This is a genomic window from Paenisporosarcina sp. P4_D4 (genome assembly GCF_056401835.1).
Genome location: NZ_JBFUIO010000005.1, coordinates 1 through 15,500, shown reverse-complemented (window position 1 = coordinate 15,500; position 15,500 = coordinate 1). Strand labels below are relative to the sequence as shown.

Annotated in this window: 13 protein-coding genes; 3 read left to right on the top strand and 10 right to left on the bottom strand. The window is 41.4% G+C overall.

Annotated features, from left to right (window positions below; translation table 11 throughout):
* Positions 1 to 166 precede the first annotated feature (166 nt).
* The 9 genes from AC1DSL_RS02805 to AC1DSL_RS02765 form a co-directional block, all read right to left on the bottom strand.
* Positions 167 to 826, bottom strand: coding sequence for a GTP pyrophosphokinase (locus AC1DSL_RS02805; protein WP_477531082.1), 660 nt, complete (start codon positions 824 to 826; stop codon positions 167 to 169).
* Between the two features lie 402 nt (positions 827 to 1,228).
* A complete protein-coding gene (gnd, locus tag AC1DSL_RS02800; protein ID WP_477531081.1) occupies positions 1,229 to 2,626 on the bottom strand; it encodes a decarboxylating NADP(+)-dependent phosphogluconate dehydrogenase in 1,398 nt (465 codons plus the stop codon).
* An 18-nt stretch (positions 2,627 to 2,644) separates the two neighbouring features.
* On the bottom strand, positions 2,645 to 3,991 hold the full coding sequence (locus AC1DSL_RS02795; RefSeq protein ID WP_477531080.1) for a GntP family permease: 1,347 nt from the start codon (positions 3,989 to 3,991) through the stop codon (positions 2,645 to 2,647).
* Between the two features lie 18 nt (positions 3,992 to 4,009).
* Positions 4,010 to 5,560: a gluconokinase gene (gntK, locus tag AC1DSL_RS02790; protein ID WP_477531079.1), complete on the bottom strand. Its 1,551-nt coding sequence runs from the start codon at positions 5,558 to 5,560 to the stop codon at positions 4,010 to 4,012.
* Entirely contained in the window at positions 5,557 to 6,285 is a 729-nt protein-coding gene (locus AC1DSL_RS02785; RefSeq protein ID WP_477531078.1) for a GntR family transcriptional regulator, read from the bottom strand. The genes gntK and AC1DSL_RS02785 overlap by 4 nt, the downstream gene beginning before the upstream one ends.
* A 458-nt stretch (positions 6,286 to 6,743) precedes the next feature.
* The gene (locus tag AC1DSL_RS02780; RefSeq protein WP_477531077.1) at positions 6,744 to 7,751 is read right to left on the bottom strand and encodes a FecCD family ABC transporter permease; all 1,008 of its coding nucleotides are present in this window, start codon (positions 7,749 to 7,751) and stop codon (positions 6,744 to 6,746) included.
* Positions 7,748 to 8,758 carry a FecCD family ABC transporter permease gene (locus AC1DSL_RS02775; protein WP_477531076.1) on the bottom strand — a complete coding sequence of 337 codons (1,011 nt, stop codon included), beginning with the start codon at positions 8,756 to 8,758 and terminating at the stop codon, positions 7,748 to 7,750. The genes AC1DSL_RS02780 and AC1DSL_RS02775 overlap by 4 nt, the downstream gene beginning before the upstream one ends.
* A gap of 3 nt (positions 8,759 to 8,761) precedes the next feature.
* The gene (locus tag AC1DSL_RS02770) at positions 8,762 to 9,691 is read right to left on the bottom strand and encodes an iron-hydroxamate ABC transporter substrate-binding protein (protein ID WP_477531075.1); all 930 of its coding nucleotides are present in this window, start codon (positions 9,689 to 9,691) and stop codon (positions 8,762 to 8,764) included.
* Between the two features lie 6 nt (positions 9,692 to 9,697).
* On the bottom strand, positions 9,698 to 10,489 hold the full coding sequence (locus tag AC1DSL_RS02765) for an ABC transporter ATP-binding protein (RefSeq protein ID WP_016428609.1): 792 nt from the start codon (positions 10,487 to 10,489) through the stop codon (positions 9,698 to 9,700).
* A gap of 161 nt (positions 10,490 to 10,650) precedes the next feature.
* Between AC1DSL_RS02765 and AC1DSL_RS02760 the strand changes: the two genes are divergently transcribed.
* Complete coding sequence (locus tag AC1DSL_RS02760) at positions 10,651 to 11,715, top strand: NAD(P)/FAD-dependent oxidoreductase (protein WP_477531074.1); 1,065 nt, start codon at positions 10,651 to 10,653, stop codon at positions 11,713 to 11,715.
* Positions 11,716 to 11,774: 59 nt separating this feature from the next.
* Here the strand turns inward: AC1DSL_RS02760 and AC1DSL_RS02755 are convergent, their stop codons facing one another.
* Positions 11,775 to 13,802: a penicillin-binding transpeptidase domain-containing protein gene (locus tag AC1DSL_RS02755; RefSeq protein WP_477531073.1), complete on the bottom strand. Its 2,028-nt coding sequence runs from the start codon at positions 13,800 to 13,802 to the stop codon at positions 11,775 to 11,777.
* 327 nt (positions 13,803 to 14,129) lie between these two features.
* Here AC1DSL_RS02755 and AC1DSL_RS02750 point away from each other — a divergent pair, with 327 nt between their 5' ends.
* Both AC1DSL_RS02750 and AC1DSL_RS02745 read left to right on the top strand, forming a co-directional pair.
* A complete protein-coding gene (locus tag AC1DSL_RS02750; protein WP_477531072.1) occupies positions 14,130 to 15,092 on the top strand; it encodes a S8 family peptidase in 963 nt (320 codons plus the stop codon).
* 174 nt (positions 15,093 to 15,266) lie between these two features.
* Positions 15,267 to 15,425: a YvrJ family protein gene (locus AC1DSL_RS02745; RefSeq protein WP_016428613.1), complete on the top strand. Its 159-nt coding sequence runs from the start codon at positions 15,267 to 15,269 to the stop codon at positions 15,423 to 15,425.
* Positions 15,426 to 15,500 lie beyond the last annotated feature (75 nt).

Genomic DNA, 15,500 nt, shown 5'->3' with positions numbered 1-15,500 from the left:
ATGAATGAAGGGAATCAAAATTTGGGGGAATATTGTACAAAACTATTAAATACTGTTAATTTGTTACAAAATATTTTTTCAATACGATCTAGATTCTTAAGAACAATTATAGAAATAACAAAAAACAGAGAAAATCTATCAAGTAGATTTTCTCTGTTTTCATTATTTATCCATTTGAATCTGTTTCACTAGATAGTAGTTGAATTCTTAATTTAGACATCTCTTTGTCCAGTAACGAGGAAGCATTGGATAGCTCAATTAATTGTTTTTGAGCTTCTTCTGGTATCGATTCACCTTGATATTTATAGTTGAGTTTATGTTCTGTTGATGCCCAAAAATCCATAGCGGATGTTCGGATTTGGATTTCCGCGGGAACCCATATCACTTCATTAGATAAGATGACTTGCGTTTCTACAACAAGATGAAGGCTTTTGTAGCCACTCTTTTTAGGTTCTTTAATATAGTCTTTTACTCGAATCATGCGAATATCTTCACGCTGCTCGATATGTTCCTTCAGCAAATATACATCATCAATAAAGCTAGTGACAATTCGGACTCCAACAATATCTCGTATTTCTTGTTTAATAGATTCTTGAGTCAGCGGTATTTCTTTATTTTCAATCTTCTCAACCAATGACATAATAGTTTTCAAGCGTGTTTTCATATGCTCAATGGGAGAGTATCCGTGTTTCGATTTCCATTCAAGATCAATAATATTGAAATCACTCTTCAACTCATATAATGCCATCTCATATGGGATGAAAAAGCCTTTCCAATTTTTTAATACCGTTTGCACTAAATCGATCTTATGTATCTCTGGATACATATTAAACACCCCTTGATTAAAATCACACTTTATTATCCTGTCATCATATCACAGGTGGTTTGAATCGGAAAGATATATGAGAATGACTAGCCAGGGGATGAAATGCTTGGAGAGCTCCAAAACTTGCTGTCTTTGCAGTAGCAATGAATTATGCTGATATAGGCGTTAGCAGACCCCCCCGCAGCGAAGCGAGGAGGCTGAGGCAACGCCCGCGGAAAGGGAGGCGTTTCAACGATTTTCTTTTTTATTGGACAACCCAATCTGGGAATAGTCAATAAAATCGCTGGATTGCTGATGTTCTCTTGGGTCTACTGTCAATCGGAGTATTAGCGAGTTGAATCAAAATATAGAAAAAGACGACTGAACAAAAAATTTCAGCCGTCTCTTGCTTATTAAACTTATTTATTTCCAATTCGTGTGAAAAGAGCCTTCCATATCCGTACGTTCATACGTATGTGCCCCGAAATAATCACGTTGTGCTTGTAATAGATTGGCGCTGGATTGTCCCGTTCGGTAGCCATCATAGTAGGCGAGCGCTGCACTCAGCGCTGGGAAAGCCATGCCAGACATCGTGCTTTCAGCCAAAACTTTTCTCATACCTGTTTGATATTCTTTCGTTTTTCCAACAAAGTATGGAGCAATCAATAAATTATCTGTCGTTGACTGTTCTTCATACGCTTCACTGATTGTGTTTAAAAATTCAGCGCGAATAATGCAACCACCACGGAAAATAAGTGCGATATCTTTTAACGGCAAGTTCCAGTCATTCAGTACTGAAGTCATTTTATATTGGGCGAACCCTTGTGCATAAGCACAAATTTTCCCCATATATAATGCTTGTCTTACGTATTCAATCCACAATTCCCGATCTAAATCTTCATTCGCCAGTTTAGGCCCAGCTAATATGGTTGAAGCATGAACTCTTTCCGATTTCTGGTGGGAAATGTAGCGGGCAAATAGCGATTCCGCAATGATGGTAACAGGAATACCATGGTCGATGGCTTGCACGCTCGTCCATTTTCCTGTCCCTTTTTGTCCCGTTTTATCTAGAATCACATCCACAAGTGGCAAACCTGTTTTTTCATCCACTTTTCTTAAAATATCCGACGTGATTTCAACCAGGTAGCTTTTTAATTCCCCATGGTTCCACGTTTCAAAGATATCTGCAATTTCGTCTAGAGGTATATGAAGTCTTTCTCTCAAGAAAGAATACGCTTCCGCAATGAGCTGCATATCCGCATATTCAATACCGTTATGGACCATTTTCACAAAATGGCCAGCGCCTTTTGGCCCCATATACGCACAACAAGCCTTTCCATCTACTTGCGCGGCAATTTTAGTCAGAATAGGTGCCACTTTTTCATACACTTCTTTATCTCCACCAGGCATGATAGAAGGACCTTTTAGTGCTCCTTCTTCACCACCAGAAACCCCTATGCCTAAATAGTCGATTCCCTTGGACTTCAATTCATCATATCGGCGTAACGTGTCTTCGAAATGAGAATTCCCGCCGTCCATAATAATGTCTCCCGGTTCCAGATAAGGTACTAATGATTGAATGACAGAATCTACGATATCACCTGCAGTAACCATAAGAAACACTTTTCTTGGAGATTGCAGAGACTGAACAAATTCTTCTACACTATAATAGCCATTCACTTGTTCTGTTTCTTGCAAGAGTAGGTCCGTTAAATCTCTCGTATAGTTATAGACTGCTACCTTTTCACCTTTACTAGCCATGTTCAACGCGATGCTCTTTCCCATTACACCGAGACCTAAAACACCAATCGTGTTGTTCATATCTAATCCAATCCCTTCTTATACGAATAAACTTAACAATAGAATGAATAGTAATCCCGATACCGAAATAATGGTCTCAAGCAATGTCCATGTTGCAAACGTTTCTTTTAACGTTAAACCGAAGAATTCTTTAAACATCCAGAAGCCAGCATCATTTACATGTGATGCTATTAAACTACCTGCACCAGTTGCTAGAACTACCAACGCTAAGTTGACGTCTGTTGCACCTAACATCGGAATAACCAAGCCTGCAGTAGTTAATGAAGCAACAGTTGCTGATCCTAAAGAAATACGCAAAATGGCAGCAATAACCCATGCAAGAATGATTGGGGAAAGTGTGCTGTCACTAAACAATTCAGCTACATAATCACCGACTCCACCATCAATCAACACTTGTTTAAACGCACCACCACCACCGATAATCAGTAGCATCATTCCTATACTTGCAATGGCACTAGAGCATGAATCCATGATGGATTTCATCGGGATTTTGCGTGCCAATCCCATTGTATATACTGCTAGCAATAATGATAGAAGCATCGCTGTTGAAGCATTCCCAACAAAACGAACAGTTGCAAATACAGCGTTATCTTCAATGCCATTTGTTTTTTGCACCATTGTGATGACTGTTGCAATGGCCATTAGGATGACCGGGAACATAGCTGTGAATACACTGATTCCGAAACCAGGAGTTTCTTCAAGCTTAAATGTTTTTTGTTCACCAAGTGAGGCGATATCACCTGTTTTATTGAATGAGTTCGGTACGATTCGTCGTGCAATTTTCGTAAATATAGGTCCCGCTATAATTACAGTCGGGATCGCAATGATGAAGCCGTATAGCAATACTTCACCGATATTCGCTCCGTATTCACCGGCAATAACTGTCGGGCCCGGATGCGGCGGCAAGAAGCCGTGTGTTACGGATAACGCAGCTACCATCGGAATTCCCAAGTGTAAAATGGACACTTTCAATTGCTTAGAAATTGAAAATACGATTGGAATTAATAACACTAATCCTACTTCGAAGAACAAAGCGACACCGATAATGAATGAAGCCACTACCACTGCCCATTGGATTCTTTTCTCCCCGAATTTATCAATCAGGGTCATCGCGATGCGTTGTGCACCACCTGCATCAGCAATCAATCTTCCCAACATAGCACCCAGTCCAAATATCAATGCCAAATGACCAAGCGTACCGCCAAGTCCACCTTCAATGGATGCAACAATGCTATCAAGCGGCATACCTAAAGCTAATGCAACCCCAAATGCAACAATAATCAATGAAACGAATGTGTTCAATTTAAAGCCCATGATCAAAATAAGTAACGAGACAATCCCTATTGCAACAATAATTAACGGCATGACAATACCCCCATTTTCTTAGTTATTATTTTTTATTAACCTTCTTTGATACTTAGCGATACTTGTATATTCTCTTTCCAAAACTCTGGACAAATTAATAAATATGGGTAGCAGCTCTCTATATTCCTGTACATCGGATTCTATAGGAGTGTGCTTGAATGTACTGCCAATCATATCGGAAACCACATCAAACGAGTCAATTTCACCTGTAGCATAAAGTCCTAAAATACATGCCCCAAGACAAGAACTCTCATAACTTTCCGGAACAACAACTTCAAGATCGAATATATCTGCCATCATTTGGCGCCAAACATCTGATCTTGCGAAACCACCAGTTGCCTGAATTCGAACGACCGGTTCATCCATCACTTCAAGCAATGCCAAAAATACGGTGTAAAGATTATAAATTACACCTTCTAGGGCAGCCCGAATCATATGTTCTTTTTTATGGGACATCGTCAGTCCGAAAAATGAACCTCTAACGTCAGGATTCCATAACGGTGCACGTTCACCTGCCAAGTATGGATGGAACAGCAAACCATCTGCACCTGGTCTTACACGTTCTGCTATTTTGGTTAACACTTCATATGGATCAATGCCAAGTCTTTTCGCTGTCTCCACTTCTGCAGAGGCAAATTCATCTCGGATCCATCGAAGCACCATACCTCCATTATTTACAGGCCCGCCAATGACCCAATGTTTTTCAGTCAATGCGTAGCAGAAGATGCGTCCCTTTTCATCTGTTTGTGGATGGTCAATGACCGTACGGATGGCTCCACTAGTACCGATTGTAACGGCCACTTCCCCTTTACCAATCGCATTCACACCTATGTTTGAAAGCACTCCATCGCTTGCTCCAATGACAAATGATGTTTGAGGACTGATGCCAAGTTTTTTTGCCAGCCTCGGATTACAGTCACTGAAAATCTCGGTTGTCGGCACTAGCTCAGATAACTGGTCTGATGAAACGCCAGCGATTTGCAATGCCTCTTCATCCCAAGCTAGGTTTTTGAGATTCATCATCCCCATAGCCGAAGCCAATGAATGATCGACAACATAGCGATTAAAGAACTTGTTGAAAACATATTCTTTGATGCCTATATATTTTTTCACTTTGGCCGCAAGCTCAGGACGATCATTCACAATCCAAGCAATTTTGCTCAATGGTGACATAGGGTGAATAGGCGTTCCTGTCCGTTTGTAAACCTCATGGCCATTTAATTCTTGCTTTATTTTACGCGCCCAAGCCTCGCTACGGTTGTCCGCCCATGTGATGCACTGAGTAAGTGGCTGATCATTTTCATCAATCGCAATGACACTGTGCATCGCACTGCTGAACGAAATGAACAACAATTTATCCGGGGCAATCCGTGAAAGGCTCATGACATTGGAGATTGATTTTACGACTGCTTGAAATATTTCTTCAGGATCTTGTTCCGCAGTTGAAATATCCGGTGTATACAATGGATAACCGATATTCTCTTGTTGAACGATTTCACCTGATTCAGTAAATAAAACCGCTTTCGTACTCGTTGTCCCTATGTCCACACCTAGCATATAGTTAGTCATAAATTTTGCTCCCTTTCTTTTGTGAGCATTTGTTGAGACATCCAAAGGTCTTCCACTTTCTCTTGAACATCCTCGAAGTTTTGATGCAACGCTTGAACCATGACATCCCGATCTTTAGTTTGAATCGCTTTTATATAAATATCGTGATTGTTTAAGACACGTGAATAGTCTTCAAACTTTTCTTCCATTCGCATGCGCATTGATAAAAGAATCAAACTTTCCATGACCGGTTTTGTATTGTTCCAAATCAGCAGAATATAGGAATGGTTGATGGATCGAACAATCGTTTCATGGAATAACACGTCCTGGTAAGAGAACTCATCCGCATCTTTATACTTAATCGCAACTTCCATCATTTCACGTATTTTGCTTAGTTCCTTCACCAAAACAGTCGTATCTATTTTCAATATCCGTTCATATACAAATGTTTCAATCATCAGTCGAACGTCATATAGCTCTTTTATGTCCTTTTCTGCTAATCCAACGACAACAGCACCCATCCGTTCGAGACGAATGATATTTTCCGATGCCAATATTTTAAGCGCCTCACGAATAGGCGAACGACTTACATTAAATTCTGTAGCTAATTTGTTTTCCGAAAGCACAGTGGCAGGCTCAATAAGACCGGCAATTATTCTGATTCTTAGCTCACACGCTAACCGTACACCCATGGAAGCGTTTGCATTCCACTTTTCAGGATAGATAAATTTTTGTTTTTCACTCATTCGTACCTTCCTACTTTCACAACCGACATACTTGTATACAAGTATAGTAATGGACTTAAATGAAAATGTAAACGCTTTTATCTCATGTACTTTCTTCCATCGATAAAGGCTCAGTTTAACTTTATGGTTGATTCTTTATAAAAATTAAAGGGAATCGGCTCCCGTTCCGCGGACGTACCAGACAAGCCTCCTCGGGCCAAGAGGGTGTTAGTCACGAAGGCGTTGCCACAAAACTGCATTTTGCGACGAGTAACCGCAGGACCAGCACTTTTAAAAAATGAGACCCACAAGTATGTTGGTTTTCATACTTGTTGGGCTCATGCAAACGTGCGGCTAGCGCAAATGTACGATAAACAACCCTATCGTTTACTAGAGCCTAAATAAAAAAAGAGCTAGGGATTCACCCCAGCTCGACTTGTTCATTATGAAATGAAGGTTACTCTTAATTCACTTGGAAATTACTTTTTAGTTAGTAGGTAAATAAAATATGGTGCACCGATCAGTGCCACCATGACGCCTGCCGGAAGTCCATTCGGTTCAACAATATTGCGTCCGATTGTATCCGCAATGAGCAGGAGCCAGCCACCAATGAGTACGCATAGCGGTAGAAACAGCTGGTGTCTGGGACCAATAAGCGTACGTGCAATATGTGGTGCCATCAACCCGATGAATGAAATCCCTCCTGTTACAGAAACAGCTGATGCTGCAAGTGCCACAGCTGCAAGTGTTAGGACAATACGCTCTTTCTGAACGGACAGACCTACGCCAATTGCTACTGGTTCACCCAGCCCAAGGATGTTCAACCGGTTCGCTTTAATGATAGCAAACGGGATTAGTACGACCAACCATGGCAAAATAGCCAATACAAACGGCCAGTCCGTCCCCCAAATACCCCCGGCAAGCCAACGAGCAATGAAATCGACTTTAATTCGGTCAGCAGAAGAAATCAATACAATCATGGCACCTGACAATGCCATGGACATACCGACCCCTACCAATACTAGACGCACTGGTTGCATACCAGTCGTACGGCTGTAAGAAAACGCATAAATAATTCCAGCTGTCAGCAAAGCACCGATGAAAGCAACGAAAGGCAATACATAAATGAATGCCCCCGCCTCCACTGGGAAGTACAAAAAGAAAATAGCAACGGCAACCCCTGCTCCAGAATTGATGCCGATAATACCGGGATCCGCCAATTCATTGCGGGTAATCCCCTGCAACAATGCACCTGATAAGGCTAGTGCCATTCCCGCCAAAACCGTAATGACTATCCGAGGCAGACGGACCGAGAAAAGAACGAATTCTTCTTTAAATTCCCCTTGGCCAAGAATTGTCGGAATGATTCGGTCGTAGGAAACGGACGAATAGCCGAGACCAAGACTGATGACCGCAGTGGTCACAATCAATATTGAAAAGACAATCAGTAATAACCGTTGTTTTCGAATAATGGATTTTTCGATCATGAGAAACTTTGCCCTCCTTTACGTACAATGTACAAGAAGAATGGCAAGCCCATAATGGCAACAACAGCCGCCACGGGAGTTTCATACGGAGCGTTAATTGTACGAGCAACGGTATCCGCAAGCAACATGAAAGCCGCTCCAAGAATGGCTGACATCGGAAGCACAAAGCGATAATCCGTACCGACTATTGCCCGCACAATATGAGGTACCATCAGCCCGAAGAATGCCAAATTGCCGACAAGTGCCACAGACGCGCCTGTCAAAATGATGACGAGTACAAACAATATGGACTTAATCAATCGGACACGTTGCCCGAGCCCAAGTGCCATTTCTTCACTCAGTGAAAGAATGGTTAATTGGCGTGAACACATCAAAGAAATGATAATCCCGACCAAAACAATTGGAGCAATTAACAACACTTGATTCCAAGTCGTCCCGACCATGCCACCTGCAGTCCACATGGAAACCTGTTGCGATATTTTAAAATATAATCCGACACCTTCAGCAATGGCATAGAGAAAAGCTGAAATGGTTGCACCTGCAAGCACGATCCGTAAAGTTGTAAAGCCTTCTGGATGAAACGAGCTGAACCCGAATACGAGAATCGCTCCGACTGCCGCTCCTGCGAAACATGCGAGCATCACACCAAAATAATTAACAGTTGGCCAAAATGCCAACGTTATAGCAAGCGCCGCATTGGCACCGGCAGTCAATCCGAGTAAGCCTGGATCGGCAAGTGGGTTACGAGTCATCCCCTGAATAATAGCACCTGAAACGGCAAGAGCCGCGCCTATTAGGGCAGCGGCTACTTCTCGCGGAAAACGTATCTCCCGCAACATTATGGCTTGGTCATTCGGAGCACTTGATAGTAAGGCAGATATAACATCTTTCACGCTTGTATCGGCCGCCCCGAAAACTAACGCCATGCCGAAAAGTACGATCATCAGAATCAAACTCATCCCCAGTTTAATTGAATAAGGAATGCGTTGAAGCCGAAAATTGAACATGATTTAGTTCCCCAAGAAAGATTTCTTAAAGAATTCCAATTGATAATCCAGTGTCAAAGGATCGTTGAAGTAAAACTCCATTGCATCCACTGTATACATCTGGTTGTTTTTTACTGCCGGGATATTCTTGAATGTTTCTGTACCTTCAAATGAGTTGTCTGCATCTTTATTTTTGCTGAAGATTAAATAGTCTCCAACATACTCAGGTAAAACTTCAGCAGATAATGCATAGTAGCCATCTTTCAATGCCATTTCTTTTACTTTCTCAGGCATTCCTAGACCCATTTCCTGATAAAGGATTTCTGTACCGCGGCCCCAGTTGTCACCGAATACATACAATTCTTTGTCAAAGCTTTCAATTACAGTGACAGTCGCATCTTCACCAATTTTCGCTTTGATTTCATCGCCTGCTTCTTGCGTACGTTTTTTGAAATCATCTACCCAAGCTTGTGCTTCTTCTTCTTTATTAAGTAGTTTCCCGATTTCTACGTGCTGCGTTAAATAGTCAACCGCTCCATACGTAAAGGTAACTGTTGGTGCAATTTCATTCAGTTTGTCCACATTTTTGATATTAGAAAGACCGATAATTAAATCCGGTTCCATTTCAATGATTTTCTCCAGGTTTTCATCCGTTACTTCCTCAACGCCTTCAAGTTTTTCTTCAAAGCGTGGATTCATTTTCGACCAAGAGTCAACACCAACTAAAGGAACATCTAATGCCATGACATTACCTGCAAATGATGATAAAACTACGACACGTTGTGGGTCAGCAGGCACTTCAACAGGTCCGTTTTCGGATTCATACGTGATTGTCGATGGTTCTGAAGAGTCACCTTCTTTGGACGTTGACTTTCCTTCTTCTTTATTGCCGCCGCATGCAGCTAATACAAACATCGCAAGTAGCGCTATGAATAGGTATGAGTATTTTTTCATTTTATGTCATTCTCCTCTTACTAAATTATAGGTAATACAAATCGGTTTTCCTGTACGTGGATCTTCGCCAATTTCAGCATCGATTTGAAACAGTTCGCGTAATACTGGTTTCGTGATAATTTCTTCACTGGGACCAGACTTCACGATTTTCCCAAACTTCATCCCGATAATGTAATCCGCAAAACGGGCAGCATGATTCAAATCATGCAACACCATCACAATGGTGCGTTTTTCCGTAACGTTCAACTGCTGCAACAATTCAAGAATCTCCAGTTGATGCGCCATATCCAGATAGGTTGTTGGTTCATCCAGAAAAATCATATCGGTTTCCTGAGCAAGGGCCAGGGCAATCCACACACGTTGACGCTGTCCACCCGAGAGTGAATCAACGGGATGTGACTTGAAGAATTTAGTTCCCGTAACTTCAAGTGCCCAGTCAATCATCTCCAAATCCTTTTTGGTCAAGCGGCCGAATCGATTCTGATGCGGAAATCGTCCATATGAAACCAATTCTCCAACAGTCAGTGCACCTGCACTTTCTGGAGTCTGAGGCAGTACTGCAATTTTCTGTGCAAGCCTTTTTGTGGGTTCTTTGACAATGCTTTCGCCGTCAAGAACAACGGAGCCTTTTTGATGAGGAATGATACGAGTCATTGCTTTTAATAAGGTGGATTTCCCACAGCCATTCGGACCGATTATGACGGTGATTTTTTCATCTGGTATGGAAACAGATAAGTTCTCAACAATTGTTCGATCACCATATCGGATTTGCAGTTCTTTTGCTTTTAGCCGAACCATTTTCAACCTCCTTTCACCAAATTATTTATATTTACTGATAACGATTATCAATATCATTTACAAACTAACTATAATAGGGTAAGCTAAGCCTGTCAATAGCACTATACTATATATAAAATTCGAAATCACACGATTTTACCTGTTGAGGAAGGATTGAAAAAATGAAGCATTTAGAAGAGTACGATGTAACCATCATTGGTGGAGGACCTGCAGGTTTATATACCAGTTTTTACAGTGGACTTCGCGGACTAAAAACGAAAATTATTGAATTCCAACCTCAACTTGGCGGCAAAATTCATGTGTATCCTGAAAAGATGATTTGGGATGTCGGAGGACACCCTCCACTGCCAGGAGCCATGCTAATCGATAAACTGGTTGAGCAAGGATTGACGTTTCAGCCAACCGTCGTGCTGAACACAAAAATCGGGGCCATCCATCAGAGGGCAGATCAATTATTCGAACTGATTACCGATAAGAATGAACAGCATTTATCCAAAACAATCATCGTCGCAACTGGAAGCGGTATCCTTACTCCACAAAAGCTTCAAATTGAAGGTGCTGACCGATTTGAAGTAAGTAACTTGAATTATACCATTAAGTCCTTGATGCACTTTAAAGATAAAAAGGTAATCATTTCAGGTGGAGGGAATTCAGCCATTGACTGGGCCAATGAACTCGCACCGATTGCCAAACAAGTCATCGTGGTCTGCAGAAAAGACGATTTCACGGGACATGAAGCACAGGTCACCAAGCTTTTGGAAAGTAATGCAATTTGCATATTCCAAACGTCCATATCTAAATTGATTGCTTCTACGGATAATTCTCGCATTGAGACGGTCGAATTAACAGATGCCATGACTGGTGAAAAACAATACTTGTCAGTGGATGAAATCGTTATAAACCATGGATTCGAACAAGATATCGCGTTGCTAGAAAATAGTTCTGTAAAAATGGAACTGGCAGATGGCTACTTTATCGCAGGAAGCGTGAACAGTGAATCCTCAATTCCAGGTATTTTTGCAGCTGGCGATATCTTGAAGCATGAAGGAAAACTTAACCTGATTGCAGGAACTTTCCACGATGCTGCGAATGCAGTAAATAAAGCAAAGAAATATATTGAACCTGAAGCGGATCAAATAGCCATGGTCTCTTCACACAATGATGTCTTTAAAGCACGCAATAAGGAACTTGTGAAAGAACTGCTTAAAGAATGTGTTCATTCATAAGTAGATGCTGAAAAAGGGGACTGAATAATATTCATTCAGTCCCCTTTTTCCATGCTTTTCTATTGATTTTCTCCCTTAGGTGCAAAGACTCTCGATACTAGCTCAGCTACATAAGCACTGCCTCCGTTATCTTCCACCCCTTCAATCATCATCGCCAAAATGAATTCTGGATTCTCTGAGTTGTAAGTAACAAAAAAACCATTTTCCCTACCATTATCTTCCGAAGCCGCTTTGAGTTCTGCCGTTCCCGTTTTTCCTGCAAGTGGAACCGAAGGCAAATTGGCAGCTTGTGCAAATCCATCCACTACAACGTTCCGAAGGCTGGTTCTAATAATCGACGCATTTTTTGCACTCACAAGTCCTTCCTTCCAAACTTGAGCGTCCTCTTCCTCCAAAAACAAGGTAGGTTTATACATCAGACCTTCTGTCAGAAAGACTTCATACATCGATGCAAGATGAAGGATATTGGTCAACATTTGGCCTTGGCCGAATGACGTATCCGCAAGCTGACCTTGTGACCCAATTGTCCCCTCATTTGAAATTTGGGAAGGCTTCATCCCATAAGTGAACGGGATTTCTTCATCGAAACCGAAACGCTTCAGTCCTTCCACAAATGTCTTACTCCCCATATCAAGTGCTTGCTGCGCAAAGTAAATATTGTCCGAATAGACGAGAGCTCTATTCAAATCAATCGGATTGGGTGCTTCAGCGTGGACACGCGTGACCTTGTAATCGCCCCAAGATGCATCTTTTTGCCATGTCTTTCCGTTAATCGCCAGCCCTTCAGTTGGATTAAGTGTGCCCGCCTCCAACCCGATTGCTGCCGTGATCGGTTTTAATGTCGATCCCGGAGCGTAAGAGGCTGTAAAACGATTGAACAACGGTTTCAACTGGTTCGCCTCAAGTGCTTTGTAGCGCTCGCCACTGATTCCCAGCATAAAATCAGTCGGATTGAACCCCGGGGAACTGACAAGAGTTAGTGTCTCACCTGTTTTGGGATTTACGGCCGCACTCGTACCCGCTTCGCCACGCATGGCTTGATACGTTTGTTTTTGTAACTGGGCATCAATCGTCAATGAAACCGTTTCCCCGTCTACTGCCGGCCTTTCTGCAACCGTTACCGCTTCTGCACCTTCTTCTGCTTTATCGATGTAGATACGAATCCCGTTTTCTCCCCGCAGTCGATCTTCGAGTAATCGTTCCAACCCTTGTCTGCCAATTAGGTCGCTTTCTGTATACCCTTCATCTTTGTGCTTTTCCAACTGTTCCGCTGTAATCACACCGATAAAGCCAGATAAATGGGAAAGTGCTTCTCCATACGGATATTCACGCATCGGTGTTTCCTTCCGTGTGACGCCTGGAATTTCAGCAAGCTTTTCCAGTAATGGAATGTCATTGTTCGAAACTTTTGCAATCGGCACAAAATAATCAGGCTTGACCCAACTCTGGTTCAACTGACTGTCAATGTATTTTGCTGTAGTACCGAGGAGCTCGGTTAACTCCGCTTTTTTCTCGTCATCTGTGAACTTCCCTGGCACAATTCCGATTTCATAACCAGTTCCATTCACAGCAATCGGGAGTCCGTTGCGGTCAAGAATTTCACCACGTGCAAAAGTCGTTGTTGAAATCCTTATCGTATCTTTTTCTCCTAGCTCAGGAAAAATGAATGATGAATCCCACTCCACAAACCAATCCTCTATCTCATCGTGTGTTTCGTGGACCAAAGTCATTGTTTTCTCGAATTCAACCGGTCCAGCAACTGTTTCCATTTTTACTTGTATTGGAAAACTTGCCGGTTTCTCGCTGTCCCACTCAATATCTTTAGCTGGCTTCGTATACGTTACTTCCACATTTTCGATACCTAAATCTTTTTGCAGCTTTTCCTGCCTTTCCACAAAACCTTTCTTTCCATATATGCCTTTCGTTTCTTCATTCAGATAGTTGCTATACATATCAGCGAATTCCCCATTGTTCCAATGCCCCAAATATTCCGCCAATAGTTCCTCCGGTGTCACCTTATCCCGACAACCTGAGAGGAAGATGACGATCAAAAAAAATGCAGCGAATACTGCCCATCCCTTTTTCATTTTTTACCCTCCTTCTTTAGCAGCGTTTCTAATGGCCAGTGATATTTGTATATTAATGGTAACACACTATGGTTGAACTTGATAAAATCTCCCTACTTCCTAATTTCAAATAAGATTGAGGTGGGAAAAATTGCTCAAATATTACTTTTTATTGCTATGAACTTAAAAAATAACAACCAAATAGTAATTTATAGTAAAATATTGTTATAAATTACCTATTATTTTCTTCCAATTAATGCTACCTTTGAATCTATTTTACTTTTCAGAAAATTGATACTATTAATATACATCCAGATTTCGCTTACTAATAATTTGAGGAGGGGGAACATGGAAAAATTAGTACAATTAATACCGTACAGCGTAGTAGAGCAACTGGACATGGTGAACGAAATTCCAAAAGGGGTCGAAATCATTCAAGCCCCTGAAATGTGGAACGAAACAAAAGGAAAAGGCATTACCGTCGCAATTTTGGATACAGGCTGTGATACGAACCATCCTGATTTAAAGGAACGTATCATAGGGGGGCGCAATTTTACGAATGATTACAAAAAAGACCCTGAGAAATTCGAGGATAATAATGGTCATGGAACCCATGTGTGTGGAACGATTGCGGCAACTCTCAATAACCAAGGTGTCGTTGGTGTTGCTCCGGAAGCAAGCCTCTTGATATTGAAGGTTCTTGGAAGAAACGGTTCTGGTCAATATGATTGGATCATCAATGCCATCCATTATGCAATTGAACAAAAAGTAGATATTATCTCGATGTCTTTAGGTGGGCCATCAGATGTGAAAGAACTTCACGAAGCTATTATCGAAGCGGTCAATCAAAAGATTTTGGTAGTGTGTGCTGCGGGTAATGCAGGCGACGGCCAAGATTCAACGGATGAACTTGGATATCCTGCCTGTTACAACGAGGTAATTAGTGTTGGGGCTGTTAATATGGAGCGCGAGTCCTCTGAATTTACCAATTCCAATAACGAAGTTGATTTGGTCGCACCCGGTGAAAAAGTGACGTCCACATATTTAAACGGAACGTATGCCACTTTAAGCGGCACTTCAATGGCTACCCCTCACGTAACGGGTGCCTTGGCATTAATTAAAATAATGGCGAATTCATCGTTTAAAAGAGAGCTGACCGTTCCCGAATTGTATGCCCAACTAATCAAACGGACGGTACCGCTTGGAAACTCTCCCAATATTGAAGGAAATGGCTTAATTTATTTGACACTTCCAGATTATATTAAAACAGTTTTCGATCAAAAAATAGTAGAATCACTTGTTTCAATATAATAAATAGCAGGTGCCTTTGATTAAAAGGCATCTGTATTTGCGATTGTTTCGTTGCTTACCTAGTTCTATGCATAAATATCAAATTTTTTCAATAAACTTTTTCAAGGAGTTGTGAAATGGTCGCATCTATCTTCTTTATCAAATAAATACTAATAAAGAAGGCGGGGATATTTCATGAGTACAGTAGATGTTCCATTATGGACAACAGTAATAGGTAATTTTGGATTTCCGATTGCCATCACTATTTATCTTTTCTATCGATTTGAGAAGAAAATTGAAAAATTGGAAGATGTCATTTTTCAGTTGAATGAAGACATCAAAGATTATTTATAAAAACGAAATTGAAGTTTCTTTAAATTTTTTTAACCGCTTAACCGAACTAGCGTTCTTTGCGGGAGGTAATAAGGA

Bases quoted from the DNA above. Each gene is read 5' to 3' on its own strand.
- gnd (WP_477531081.1), bottom strand. From the start codon at position 2,626: ATGAACAACACGATTGGTGTTTTAGGTCTCGGTGTAATGGGAAAGAGC.
- AC1DSL_RS02770 (WP_477531075.1), bottom strand. From the start codon at position 9,691: ATGAAAAAATACTCATACCTATTCATAGCGCTACTTGCGATGTTTGTA.
- AC1DSL_RS02785 (WP_477531078.1), bottom strand. From the start codon at position 6,285: ATGAGTGAAAAACAAAAATTTATCTATCCTGAAAAGTGGAATGCAAAC.
- gntK (WP_477531079.1), bottom strand. From the start codon at position 5,560: ATGACTAACTATATGCTAGGTGTGGACATAGGGACAACGAGTACGAAA.
- AC1DSL_RS02750 (WP_477531072.1), top strand. From the start codon at position 14,130: ATGGAAAAATTAGTACAATTAATACCGTACAGCGTAGTAGAGCAACTG.
- AC1DSL_RS02755 (WP_477531073.1), bottom strand. From the start codon at position 13,802: ATGAAAAAGGGATGGGCAGTATTCGCTGCATTTTTTTTGATCGTCATC.
- AC1DSL_RS02745 (WP_016428613.1), top strand. From the start codon at position 15,267: ATGAGTACAGTAGATGTTCCATTATGGACAACAGTAATAGGTAATTTT.
- AC1DSL_RS02780 (WP_477531077.1), bottom strand. From the start codon at position 7,751: ATGATCGAAAAATCCATTATTCGAAAACAACGGTTATTACTGATTGTC.
- AC1DSL_RS02775 (WP_477531076.1), bottom strand. From the start codon at position 8,758: ATGTTCAATTTTCGGCTTCAACGCATTCCTTATTCAATTAAACTGGGG.
- AC1DSL_RS02795 (WP_477531080.1), bottom strand. From the start codon at position 3,991: ATGCCGTTAATTATTGTTGCAATAGGGATTGTCTCGTTACTTATTTTG.
- AC1DSL_RS02760 (WP_477531074.1), top strand. From the start codon at position 10,651: ATGAAGCATTTAGAAGAGTACGATGTAACCATCATTGGTGGAGGACCT.
- AC1DSL_RS02805 (WP_477531082.1), bottom strand. From the start codon at position 826: ATGTATCCAGAGATACATAAGATCGATTTAGTGCAAACGGTATTAAAA.
- AC1DSL_RS02765 (WP_016428609.1), bottom strand. From the start codon at position 10,489: ATGGTTCGGCTAAAAGCAAAAGAACTGCAAATCCGATATGGTGATCGA.